Here is a 12,519-nt window from a genome sequence, read left to right as displayed (position 1 = left end):
ACCGTGGCTCCGTCAGGCTTTGGCGTGAGCCGGCGCGGCGCCCGGCTGCAACAGCACGACCACCGCGCCGGCGCCGCCGTCATGCGGACGCGCCTGGCAGAATGCGATCACTTCTGACTTCTGCACGAGCCACGCGCGCACTTTGCCTTTCAACACAGGCTCCTTGCCGATCGACCCCAAGCCCTTGCCGTGAATCACGCGCAAACACCGTAAGCCGCGCTTCACCGATTCGCGGATGAACTCGGCCAGCGCCTCGCGCGCTTCCTCGCGCCGCATGCCGTGCAGATCGATTTGCGCCTGCACGATCCAGTCGCCGCGCCGCAGTTTGCGCACGACTTCCTGGCTCACGCCGGGGCGGCAGTAGTACAGCGTTTCATCCGTTTCGAGCAGAATCTCGGGATCGAATTCGTCCGAGATTGCTTCGTGCAGCACGGCTTCTTCGTCGAGTTTGGTCTGTATCGGCAGCGGCGGCGGGGGATTGCGCGGCAGCGTGGCGCGCGGCGGCACGGCGAGCGGCGCGACGGAGCCGATCTCGCGGCGGAACAGGTCGGCGTCCGCCGAGGCTTCACGCTGCGCGGCAGCAGCGGCTACCCTTTCGCGCTCGCGCCGTTGCGTGTCGACTTTGAGCGCGTCGCGCAATGCGCCGAGGCCGGCGAGACCGGCCGCCGGATCGAGCTTCGGTTTGACGGCAGGCGCAGCCGGTTCGGGCGCGGGCGGCGCGACGGCTCGCGCGCGCTTCGGTTCGCTCGGGTGAGGCTGATTCTTCGGCATATCGCTAGTAACAGGCAGAGAAAGTAGATCGGTCGTGCGACGTTTACTGGCGACCGGAGGACCTGAATGCGAAAAGGCCGCCGGCTTTGCAGCCGCGGCCTTCTTTCAAGCGGGCGGCCGGGCGATGCCCAGCCGCCATTTTACCGTTGCGCTCAGTCTGCCGACGCGGTTCGCAGACTGGCGCGGCCGCCGCCGTGAATTAACGCTCGGCTTCCTGGCTCATCGCGTGCTCGCCGACCATCTCGTCGATGGTTTCCAGGTAGCGCTGCGCGTCGAGCGCAGCCATACAACCCGTGCCGGCGCTGGTGATCGCCTGACGGTACACGTGGTCCTGCACGTCGCCCGCGGCGAATACGCCCGGCACGCTGGTGGCGGTCGCGAACCCGTTCAGGCCGCCCTTGGTGATGATGTAGCCGTTCTTCATCTCCAGTTGGCCGGCGAAAATGTCCGTGTTCGGCTTGTGGCCAATCGCGACGAACAGACCTTGCAGCGCGATGTCTTCGGTGGCACCCGTTTTCGTGTTCTTGATACGCAGACCGGTTACGCCGGACTGGTCGCCGGTGACTTCGTCGAGCGTGCTGTCCCACTTGATCTCGACCAGGCCTTCCTTTTCCTTTGCCAGCAAACGGTCGATCAGGATCGGCTCGGCGCGGAACTTGTCGCGGCGATGGATCACCGTCACCTTCTTGGCGATGCCGGACAGATAGAGCGCTTCCTCGACAGCGGTATTGCCGCCGCCGATCACGGCCACATGTTGTTGCTTGTAGAAGAAGCCGTCGCAGGTGGCGCAAGCCGACACGCCTTTGCCCATGAACGCTTCTTCCGACGGCAGGCCGAGATACTGCGCCGAGGCGCCGGTCGAGATGATCAGCGAGTCGCAGGTGTATTCGCCCGAGTCGCCGATCAGGCGGATCGGCTTTTCATCCAGCTTGGCCGTATGAATGTGGTCGAAAATGATTTCGGTGTTGAAGCGCTCGGCGTGCTCCAGAAAGCGCCCCATCAGTTCCGGGCCTTGCACGCCGTTGGGGTCCGCAGGCCAGTTTTCGACGTCGGTCGTGGTCATGAGCTGGCCGCCTTGAGCCAGACCCGTGACAAGCACCGGCGCGAGGTTGGCGCGCGCCGCGTAGACCGCCGCCGTGTAGCCGGCGGGACCGGAACCGAGAATCAGAACCTTGGCGTGTTTCGTGGAAGTTGCAGGCATGATCGAATCCTTTTACGGCGCCCGGCTCGCCCATGCGAGGCCGCGCGACTTGAGCTGAAACTATAGATGGGTATCAGCGCGACATTATAAAGGGCGGGGCGCCGGCCTGCTCCATGAAGCTTTCCGATCACGCCGATAGCGTCGGCGGCGGGCCTCGCCACGCCTTTCTGTGGCCAAACGGCCAAGTTACCGTCATTTACAGCCTCGCGCGGGACACTGCGTTTACAATAGGCCGGATCGAAGTTCCCGGACGCCGGGATCGGGCCCGAAGCCGCGCTGGGCGAGGCTTAACCACGACTCAGGCCGGGGTCGGGCGCACACCGGGCACACACCGGGCACACACGCAACAGGATCAATGGCAAAAGCTCCCTATTCCGCGAGCGCGCAGGCATTGCCGCACCGCATGTCGCGCCTTTTCACCGAAATCCGCTGGATCCTGCAGGTGGCGCTCGGCGTCTTCCTGCTCATGGCGCTCGTCAGCTATAGCCGGCGCGATCCGAGCTGGACCCACGCCGCGCAGGTCGACCATATCGCCAACTGGGCGGGCCGCGTCGGCGCGTGGACGTCGGACATCCTGCTGCTGCTGTTCGGCCTGTCCGCCTACTGGTGGATCGTGCTGCTCGGCCGCCATATCTCCGCGAACTACAAGCGCATCACCCATCACGAGGAAGAGCAGGAAGACGTGCCGCGCGAGAGCTGGCTCGCCGACGCGTTCGCTTTCATGCTGGTCCTGCTGGCCTGCGACGGCATCGAGGCGCTGCGCATGTGGTCGCTGAAAGTGCAGTTGCCACGCGCGCCGGGTGGCGTGATCGGCGAGGCCGTCGCGCGTGGCGTGTCGCATGCGTTGGGCTTTACGGGCGGCACGCTGGCGCTCCTGATCGTGCTCGGCATCGGTTTGTCGCTGTATTTCCGTTTTTCGTGGCTGTCCGTGTCGGAGAAGGTCGGCGAATCGATCATTTCCGCGGTGACTTTCGCCAAGCTGCGCCGCGAGGCCGGCCGCGACCGCAAGCTGGGCGAAGCGGCTGCGGTTAAGCGCGAGGGCAAGGTCGAGAAGGGCCGCGTGCGGATCGAGGAGCACGAGCCGGTCATGATCGTGCCGCCGGTCGTCACGCCGGCCAAGTCGGAGCGTGTCGAGAAAGAACGGCAAGTGCCGCTCTTCACCGACCTGCCGGGCGATTCCACCTTGCCGCCCATTTCGCTGCTCGATGCCGCGCCCGTCGCGCAGGAAACTATCTCGGCGGATACGCTGGAGTTCACCTCGCGCCTGATCGAGAAAAAGCTCAAGGACTTCGGCGTCGAAGTGAGCGTGGTCGCGGCGTATCCCGGCCCGGTGGTCACGCGTTATGAGATCGAGCCGGCCACCGGTGTGAAGGGCAGCCAGATCGTCGGTCTTGCCAAGGACCTCGCGCGTTCGCTGTCGCTCGTGTCGATTCGCGTGGTCGAAACCATTCCGGGCAAGAATTTCATGGCGCTGGAGTTGCCGAACCAGCGTCGTCAGACCGTGAGTCTCTCGGAGATTCTCGGCTCGGCGGTCTATGCGGATGCCGCGTCGCCGCTGACCATGGGGCTCGGTAAAGACATCGGCGGCAAGCCGGTGTGCGCCGACCTCGCGAAGATGCCGCACTTGCTGGTGGCGGGTACGACGGGTTCGGGCAAGTCGGTCGGTATCAACGCGATGATCCTGTCGCTGCTCTACAAGGCGAGCGCCGAGCAGGTCCGCATGATCCTGATCGATCCGAAGATGCTCGAAATGAGCGTATATGAAGGCATTCCGCATCTGCTGTGTCCGGTCGTAACGGACATGCGTCAGGCCGGTCACGCGCTCAACTGGGCAGTGGCTGAGATGGAGCGCCGCTATAAGTTGATGAGCAAGCTCGGCGTGCGTAACCTCGCCGGCTACAACAACAAGATCGACGAAGCCGCCAAACGCGAAGAAAAACTGCCAAATCCGTTCAGCCTCACGCCGGACGATCCGGAACCGCTCACGCGTCTGCCGAACATCGTCGTGGTGATCGACGAACTGGCCGACCTGATGATGGTGGTCGGCAAAAAGGTCGAAGAACTGATCGCGCGGATCGCGCAGAAGGCGCGCGCGGCCGGTATTCACCTGATTCTGGCTACTCAGCGTCCTTCGGTGGATGTGATCACCGGCCTCATCAAGGCTAACGTGCCGACGCGCATGGCTTTCCAGGTGTCGTCCAAGATCGACTCGCGCACGATTCTCGACCAGCAGGGCGCGGAATCGCTGCTCGGCATGGGCGACATGCTGTATCTGCCGCCGGGCAGCGGTTTGCCGGTGCGCGTGCACGGCGCGTTCGTGTCGGACGAGGAAGTGCATCGCGTGGTCGACAAACTCAAGGAGCAGGGCGAGCCGAACTACATCGAGGGCATTCTCGAGGGCGGCGTGACGGGCGAGGGCGACGAAGGCTCCGCGGGCGCCGGAGGAACCGGATCGGGCGACGGCGAGTCGGACCCGTTATACGACCAGGCGGTCGACGTCGTGCTGAAGAACCGCCGTGCGTCGATCTCGCTGGTGCAGCGGCATTTGCGCATCGGCTATAACCGTGCGGCCCGGCTGCTCGAGCAGATGGAAAACTCGGGCGTGGTGTCGGCGATGTCGTCGAACGGGAATCGCGAGATTCTCGCGCCGGCGCGGGAAGCGGAGTAAACCGCGGGCAGCGAGGCGGCAAATGCGCCTTCGGCCGCGAAACGCGGCGCCTGTTTAGCGCAACCGAAAGCAAGGCAAGCCACGCCCTGCGGCGTAGAGGCGTCGCCACCGCGTCGAAGGCTCGTTTGGCGAGCCGAGCTTTGCGGCATCAAAGGGCCGGTCGCTACCCTAAGGCTCGTTTAAGGCGGGGTGGCTAAGCTGCCCATGACCCGTCAGTACGGCGCCGATGGGAAACAGGCTCGCTGGCATCGCGGCAGCCCCACGCGAAATACGGGCACCCAAGGCATTGCCCAATGCGCAAGCAAGCGGTCACGACCGCTCAACGAATTCAATCAAGGGAGAAAACCACATGCAGCTATTCGCGCAGCAGCACGCTCGAGAGAATGCTCAATCCAACCGATTTGGCCAGTTCGCCCGCAGCTTTGTGCGCGGCGTCGGCAGCGTGGCGATCGGCGCGTCGGTGCTGTTCGCGTCGCAGGCGTTCGCGAGCGGGACCGAGCAACTGAAGGCGTTCGTCGCGCAAGTGCATTCGGCGCGCGGCACTTTCGTCCAGCAGGAAGTGCGGGCGCCGAGCAAAGCGCAAGGCGCAAGCGGCACGTTGTCGACCCAGGGGGCGGGCAAAACCGGCACGTCGAGCGGCACCTTCACGTTCGCGCGCCCCGGCAAGTTCATCTGGCAATACGAGAAGCCCTATGCGCAGCTGTTGCAGGCAGACGGCGACAAGCTCTACGTCTACGACAAGGACCTGAATCAGGTGACGGTGCGCAGCCTCGGCGGTGCGCTCGGCGCGAGCCCGGCGGCGATCCTGTTCGGCAGCAATGATCTCGACAAGAACTTCACGCTGCGCGATGCGGGCGTGAAGGCCGGCATCGACTGGCTCGAACTCACGCCGAAAGCGAAAGACACGCAGTTTCAGCGCGTCGGCATCGGCTTCAAGGACGGCAATCTCGAAGCGATGGAATTGCACGACGTGTTCGGCAACGTGACGCTGCTGACCTTCTCGAACATTCAGAAGAATCCGCCGCTGCCGGCCGACGCGTTCAAGTTCACGGTGCCGAAGGGCGCGGACGTGATCAACGGATAAGCCATTACGCAGTTGGTGTGCGATTGGCACAAAAGCCGCGCCGTGAGCGCGGCTTTTTCATTGCGCGCGTGAGTTGTCCACTATTCGCCCACTTCCAGAACCTGCACCGGATGCGCGGCCTTCATATCGTCGATAAACGCTTCGACGATATCCGTACGATGCTGCCGCGCCCGCGTGACCATGTGAAACGCGACGCGATAACGCATCTGCGCCGGGTTCAGCGCGGCGAGCAGCCCTTGCTTGACGAACGGCGCGGCGAAATGCCCCGGCAGATAGCCGAGATGATGCCCGGAGAGCACCAGCATCGCGACCGCTTCCATGTTGTCCGCGACTGCGGTGACGTTCTGCGGCGTGGTCGAACTCTCGGCTTCGGGCAGCGGATAGCTGCGCCACGCCCATTCATGCTGCGCGGCCTCCGCGGGCGGCACGTCACCGGCCTGAGCGAACAACGGATGCCCTTTCGCGCAGTAGGCGAACTGATCTTCCGCGAACACCTCGCTGTATTCGAGCGACGGCACGCGATGCCAGAAATAGCCGATGCCGATCTGAATGCGCCCATTGAGCAGCAGTTCTTCGAGTTCGCCCGGCGAGCGCACCAGAATCGAAAATCGCACGGACTGATCGCGCGCCCGGAACCGGCCGATCGCGTCGCTGATGCGCGCGCTCGCCGACACCGGCGTGTGGCCTATCATGCCTATATCGAGCGTGCCGACCAGCTTGCGGCCGACATTGCGCGCCTGCATGCCGAAGGTATCGACGGCTGACAGCAGGGCGCGCGCCGCGTCGATGAATTGCTCGCCGCGCGCGGTCAGGCTGAAGCCGCCGCGACCGCGCTCGCACAGCCGGTAGCCAAGGCGGGTTTCCAGCGTGGCGAGTTGCGTGCTGATGGTCGACTGGCCGACGTTGAGCGTCGCCTGGGCCGGGGAGACGCCGCCCGCATCGACAATGGCGAGAAATACGCGGATCAGCCGCAGGTCGAGATCGGTGAGTTGGGAGAACATACGTCAGGATACATCGCTGAAGATCAATGTGAAGTTTATTCCGTCGGTATTTTAACTTCTGGGAAACTGCTCAAGAATCGAGATTCGCCCGGCAAGGTGCGCTTCTGATGCTTCCCCTCGGCCGGTCTGCACGATTTTGCTTGCTGCCCCTCTTTTCATTGCCGAGACACGATGAATACCTCTTCCTTCATTTCCCCAGAAGCCGGCGAACGGCCGCAACCGCTGTCCGGCAACGCGATGCCCCGCTGCGGCGGCATCGCGACGATGATGCGGCTGCCGAACGTCGGCTCGGCCGAAGGCTTCGACGCCTGCTTCGTCGGCGTGCCGTTCGATCTCGGTACCTCGAACCGGACCGGCGCGCGCTTCGGACCGCGCCAGATCCGCAGTGAATCCGTGCTGCTGCGTCCGTACAACATGGCGACGCGCGCCGCGCCGTTCGATTCGCTGCGCGTTGCCGACCTCGGTGACGTCGCGATCAATCCGTATAACCTGCACGATTCGATCAAGCGCATCGAAACCGCCTACGACGAAATTCTTCAGCACGATTGCAAGCCGATCACGCTGGGCGGCGATCACACCATCGCGTTGCCGATCCTGCGCGCGATTCATCGCAAGCACGGCAAGGTCGGTCTGATTCACGTCGACGCGCACGCCGACGTCAACGACACCATGATGGGCGAGAAGATCGCGCACGGCACGCCGTTCCGCCGCGCGGTGGAAGAGGGCTTGCTCGATTGCGACCGTGTCGTGCAGATCGGCCTGCGCGGCACGGGTTACGCAGCGGAAGACTTCGACTGGTGCCGCGATCAGGGTTTTGAAGTCGTGCAGGCCGAGGCATGCTGGAACCAGTCGCTCGTGCCGCTGATGGCGCGCATTCGCGAGCGCATGGGCGACGGTCCGGTGTACATCACGTTCGACATCGACGGGATCGATCCGGCTTTTGCGCCGGGCACGGGCACGCCGGAAATCGCCGGGTTGACGGTGCCGCAGGCGCTGGAAATCATTCGCGGCTCGCGTGGGCTGAATATCGTCGGCTGCGATCTGGTCGAGGTCGCGCCGCCTTACGATCCGTTCGGCACGACCGCGCTGCTCGGCGCGAACCTCGCGTTCGAATTGCTGTGCGTGCTGCCGGGCGTCGAGTATCGGGCGTCCACGCGCTAAAACGATTCGAGCGATAAGAAAAGGCCTGCATTTGCAGGCCTTTTTGCGTTTTATCTGACGCCGACGCTAGCTCATATGAGCCTCACGCATACGCCGTCTTACGCGCTGACACGAACACCAGATAGCACACCGCGCCGATCACCAGCGCGGGCAAGGTCGCGCCGAGATTCGGCAGCCATTGATTGATCACCTGATACGCGACGATGCCGATGGCCCAAGCGAGGAACGCGCTCAGATGCCAGCCGCCCGAGAAGCCATAGCGGCCGCGCACGTCGGCGAGCGCGGCAACTTCGATACGGCGCTTGCGCACGATGAAGTGATCCACCAGCACCACGCCGAACAGCGGCGCGAACACCGAGCCGATCAGCAGCAGGAAGTTCTGATACTTCGCCATTGGCACGGCAAGGGCGATCAGCGTGCACAGCGCGCCGAACGCTGCCGACAACATGGGCACGCTGCCGCGCGTCCAGAACGTGCCGGTCGACACCGCCGCCGAGTGGATGTCAGCGAAGGCGTTGTCGACTTCGTCGATCAGGATCAGCAGCAGCGCGAGGCCGCCGCCCGCCTGCGCCAGCGCGCCGGTCAACAGCGTGTCGCCGCCGCCCGCCGCGAGCCCGTAGATCGCACCGAGCGCGTAAAACCAGATGTTGGCGATGCCGTAACCAACCAGCGTGCCGCGGAAGGTTTCGCCGGGCTTCCGGCCGAAACGCGTGTAGTCCGCGATCAGCGGCAGCCATGAGAGCGGCATGGCCACCACCAGGTCGATCGCGCCGCCGAACGACATCTCACCGGTGCCCGGACGGCGCATCAGCGCGGCCAGATCGTGCTTGGCGAGCAGATTCCAGGTGAGCCACGCCGCGCCCGCGAGCAGCAACCAGATGCCCCACGTACGCAGAAAGCGCCGCACGAACGAGAGCGGGCCGCTGATCGCGAGCAGCGTCGCGAGTAAGCCGAAGATCACCGTCCAGATGAGCGGCATGGAGAGGCCGAAGGCCTGCCTGGCGAGCGCGTCGGCGGAATCGCGCATCACGATCACCTCGAACGAGCCCCAGCCGACCAGTTGCACCGCGTTCAGCACGGCCGGCACCGACGCGCCGCGCACGCCGAGCGTCGGCCGCAGCGACGACATGGCCGCGAGCCCCGTATCCGTGCCGATCACGCCGGCCAGCGCCAGCAGCACCACGCCGATCACGCTGCCGATCACGATAGCCAGCAACGCATGCGGCAGCGACAATCCCGGCACTAGCAGCGCGCCCGCCTGCGCGACCAGCAGGCCGATGCCGAGCGAGAACCAGAGCGCGAAGGCGTCGCCGGTGCGGAACGCGCGGCGCGCGTCGGGCACCGGCGTGAGCGGTGCGTAGGTGGAACCGGCGTCGCCGGCGAGTGGATCTTGTGCCATCTGGTCTTGTCCCTGTTGATAGTGCTTGCCGACTTATTTGCAAACCCGTTTGCCGACTCAGTTGCCAACTCAGTTGCCAATCTAGCTGCGAAGTTGTGTCGACGCTTGTGTCTGCTGTTCTGTCCGCGGTCAGGTCATGCGTTGCCTGCCCTGTCCGCTCGATCTTCCAATTGCTTCAACCGTTGCCGGATTGCGACCGCGCGAGTCGTTCCCGGCGCGCCGCGTGTGTTCGTTCGGGAGCCGGGCGATTCTTGCCCGGGCGCTGTCACTGTCATAATGCAGGACGTTGCCCGCACCTTCACGTGCTGGCGTGGCTCACCGGCAGTACGCCGCCTTCACACGGACCGCGTCCGGAAAAGCCGAGATTATCCCCAAAACGTCATGTTTGAAGAAACCCGTGCCAATGTTCCGCTCGCCGAACGCCTGCGGCCCCGCAACATCGACGAAGTGATCGGCCAGAAGCATCTGCTTGGCCCGAACAAGCCGCTGCGGGTCGCGTTCGAATCCGGCGAAGCCCATTCGATGATCCTCTGGGGCCCGCCCGGCGTCGGCAAAACCACGCTCGCCCGGCTGATGGCCGATGCGTTTCACGCGGAGTTTATCGCGCTGTCCGCCGTGCTCTCGGGTGTGAAGGATATCCGCGAGGCGGTCGAGACCGCGCAGATTCATCGCGCGAACGGGCATCAGACGCTCGTGTTCGTCGACGAAGTGCATCGCTTCAACAAGAGCCAGCAAGACGCGTTCTTGCCGCACGTCGAGTCGGGGTTGTTCGTGTTCGTCGGCGCGACGACCGAGAATCCGTCGTTCGAGGTGAATAGCGCATTGCTTTCGCGTGCCGCCGTCTACGTGCTGAAAAGCCTGACCGACGATGAGCAGCGCGAGTTGCTCGAACGCGCGCAGCTGGAGCTCGGCGGCCTCACGTTCACCGACGAAGCCCGCGACGCGCTGATCGGCTCCGCCGACGGCGACGGCCGCAAGCTCTTGAACAACCTCGAAATCGTCGCGCGGGCGGCCGCGCAGCAAAAGACCACCGAAATCGACGGCGCGTTGCTCGGCAGTGCGCTCGCCGAAAATCTGCGCCGCTTCGACAAAGGCGGCGACGCATTTTACGACCAGATCAGCGCGCTGCATAAATCGGTGCGCGGAAGCAGCCCGGACGGCGCGTTGTACTGGTTCTGCCGCATGCTCGACGGCGGCGCGGACCCGCGTTATCTGGCGCGCCGCATCGTGCGCATGGCGTGGGAAGACATTGGCCTCGCCGATCCGCGCGCTGCGCGCATCGCGCTCGACGCCGCTGAAACCTATGAGCGCCTGGGCACACCCGAGGGTGAACTGGCGCTTGCGCAGGCAATTATCTATCTGGCGGTCGCGCCGAAGTCGAACGCCGGATACAACGCGTATAACGAGGCGCGGCGCTTCGTGAGCAAGGACCAGTCGCGCGGCGTGCCGGTGCATCTGCGCAACGCGCCGACCAAGCTGATGAAGGAACTCGGCTACGGTCACGAGTACCGCTACGCGCACGATGAACCCGATGCCTACGCGGCCGGTGAAACCTACCTGCCGGACAACATGCGCGATCCACACTGGTACGAGCCGACGCCGCGCGGTCTCGAAGGCAAAATCGGCGACAAGATGGCGCGTCTGGCCGAGCTCGATGCGCAGTGGCGCAGCGAGAACAAGCCAAAGAAGGGCTGACGTTTTCGAGCGCCTCTTGTGCTCCGGCTCGCTTTGCGCGCGGTTTCGCGCCTCGCTTTGTGCTTCGATGTACGCGTTGTTTCATGCCTCGCCGTGCGCCTCGACCCGCTCCTCGTTCTGCTCCTTAGCGCGCGCCGTGTCGGCATTCCGCACACGCCGGCCATCTAACGCACCGGCCGCCCGCGCCGGTGCGCTAAAATCCCACCTTCATACAACGAACACCCGCCCCATCCCATGCTCGACACTCAGCTGCTGCGCAAAGACCTCGACGGCGTCGCCAAGCGCCTCGCCGACCGCGGCTATACCCTCGACGTGGCGGCCTTCGCCGCGCTCGAAGCGGAACGCCGCGATACCCAGACCCGTACCGAAGAGATGCAGGCGCGCCGCAACAGCCTGTCGAAGCAGATCGGCGCGATGAAAGGCAAGGGCGAGGACACCTCGGCGGTGATGGCCGAAGTGGGCGGTATCGGCGACGAGATGAAGGCGTCGGCGGCGAAGCTCGACGACATCCAGAAGCGTCTGTCGGAACTGCTCCAGGGCGTGCCGAATCTGCCGCATGAAAGCGTGCCGGTGGGCCAGGACGAAACCGGCAACGTCGAAGTGCGGCGCTGGGGCACGCCGCGCCAGTTCGATTTCGAGGTGAAGGATCACGTCGATGTCGGCACACCGCTCGGGCTCGACTTCGAGACCGGCGCGAAGCTCTCGGGCGCGCGCTTTACGATGTTGCGCGGCCAGATTGCGCGGCTGCATCGCGCGCTCGCGCAGTTCATGATCGACACGCACACGCAGCAGCACGGCTATACGGAGGTCTACACGCCGTACATCGTGAATCCGGAAATTCTGTACGGCACCGGCCAGTTGCCCAAATTTGCCGACGACATGTTCCGCGTCGAAAAGGGCGGCGACGAAAACACGGTCACGCAGTATCTGATCTCCACGTCGGAGATTTCGCTGACGAACACGGTGCGTGACAGCATCCTCGAAGCGGACGCGCTGCCGGTCAAGCTGACGGCGCATTCGCCGTGCTTCCGCTCGGAAGCGGGCTCGTATGGCCGCGACACGCGCGGTCTGATTCGCCAGCATCAATTCGACAAGGTCGAGATGGTGCAGATCGTCGCGCCGGAAACGTCGTATGCCGCGCTGGAAGAGATGGTCGGCCACGCTGAGACGATCCTGCAGAAGCTGGAATTGCCATATCGCGTGATCACGCTGTGCACGGGCGACATGGGCTTCTCGGCTGCCAAGACGTACGACCTGGAAGTGTGGGTGCCGGCACAGAATACGTATCGCGAAATATCGAGCTGCTCGAACACGGAGTCGTTCCAGGCGCGTCGCATGCACGCGCGTTATCGCAATGCGCAGGGCAAGCCTGAGCTGGTGCACACGCTGAACGGCTCGGGCCTGGCCGTGGGCCGTACGCTCGTGGCGGTGCTCGAGAACTTCCAGAACGCCGATGGTTCGGTCACCGTGCCGGTCGCGTTGCGTCCGTATCTGGGCGGCATTGAAAGGCTGGAAGTCGCGGCTGGATGAGCGGCGTCA

9 protein-coding genes are annotated in these 12,519 nt (G+C 64.5%); 5 read left to right on the top strand and 4 right to left on the bottom strand.

Annotated features, from left to right (window positions below; translation table 11 throughout):
* Positions 1–12 precede the first annotated feature (12 nt).
* Both B0G82_RS01525 and trxB read right to left on the bottom strand, forming a co-directional pair.
* Positions 13–771, bottom strand: a complete 759-nt coding sequence (locus B0G82_RS01525; protein ID WP_121306451.1) for a Smr/MutS family protein — start codon at positions 769–771, stop codon at positions 13–15.
* Positions 772–970: 199 nt separating this feature from the next.
* Positions 971–1,972, bottom strand: coding sequence for a thioredoxin-disulfide reductase (gene trxB / locus B0G82_RS01520; RefSeq protein WP_121306450.1), 1,002 nt, complete (start codon positions 1,970–1,972; stop codon positions 971–973).
* A 355-nt stretch (positions 1,973–2,327) separates the two neighbouring features.
* Here trxB and B0G82_RS01515 point away from each other — a divergent pair, with 355 nt between their 5' ends.
* The gene (locus B0G82_RS01515) at positions 2,328–4,640 is read left to right on the top strand and encodes a DNA translocase FtsK (protein ID WP_116142601.1); all 2,313 of its coding nucleotides are present in this window, start codon (positions 2,328–2,330) and stop codon (positions 4,638–4,640) included.
* A gap of 349 nt (positions 4,641–4,989) precedes the next feature.
* Positions 4,990–5,724 carry an outer membrane lipoprotein chaperone LolA gene (gene lolA / locus B0G82_RS01510; RefSeq protein ID WP_121306449.1) on the top strand — a complete coding sequence of 245 codons (735 nt, stop codon included), beginning with the start codon at positions 4,990–4,992 and terminating at the stop codon, positions 5,722–5,724.
* Positions 5,725–5,804: 80 nt separating this feature from the next.
* On the opposite strand, the gene B0G82_RS01505 is transcribed toward lolA, so the two are convergent.
* On the bottom strand, positions 5,805–6,725 hold the full coding sequence (locus B0G82_RS01505) for a LysR family transcriptional regulator (RefSeq protein WP_121306448.1): 921 nt from the start codon (positions 6,723–6,725) through the stop codon (positions 5,805–5,807).
* Between the two features lie 171 nt (positions 6,726–6,896).
* Here B0G82_RS01505 and speB point away from each other — a divergent pair, with 171 nt between their 5' ends.
* Positions 6,897–7,886 (top strand): agmatinase, encoded by a 990-nt coding sequence (gene speB / locus B0G82_RS01500; RefSeq protein WP_012432090.1) that lies wholly within the window; start codon positions 6,897–6,899, stop codon positions 7,884–7,886.
* 82 nt (positions 7,887–7,968) lie between these two features.
* Here the strand turns inward: speB and cytX are convergent, their stop codons facing one another.
* Positions 7,969–9,285, bottom strand: a complete 1,317-nt coding sequence (gene cytX, locus B0G82_RS01495) for a putative hydroxymethylpyrimidine transporter CytX (RefSeq protein ID WP_121306447.1) — start codon at positions 9,283–9,285, stop codon at positions 7,969–7,971.
* A gap of 381 nt (positions 9,286–9,666) precedes the next feature.
* Between cytX and B0G82_RS01490 the strand changes: the two genes are divergently transcribed.
* Positions 9,667–10,980: a replication-associated recombination protein A gene (locus tag B0G82_RS01490; RefSeq protein WP_116142596.1), complete on the top strand. Its 1,314-nt coding sequence runs from the start codon at positions 9,667–9,669 to the stop codon at positions 10,978–10,980.
* Between the two features lie 234 nt (positions 10,981–11,214).
* The gene (serS, locus tag B0G82_RS01485) at positions 11,215–12,510 is read left to right on the top strand and encodes a serine--tRNA ligase (protein WP_121306446.1); all 1,296 of its coding nucleotides are present in this window, start codon (positions 11,215–11,217) and stop codon (positions 12,508–12,510) included.
* Positions 12,511–12,519 lie beyond the last annotated feature (9 nt).

The sequence above is a fragment of the Paraburkholderia sp. BL17N1 genome, from assembly GCF_003634175.1.
GTDB lineage: Bacteria > Pseudomonadota > Gammaproteobacteria > Burkholderiales > Burkholderiaceae > Paraburkholderia.
The sequence above is the reverse complement of the archived record's forward strand: the minus strand, read 5'-3'. Positions and strand labels throughout refer to the sequence as shown.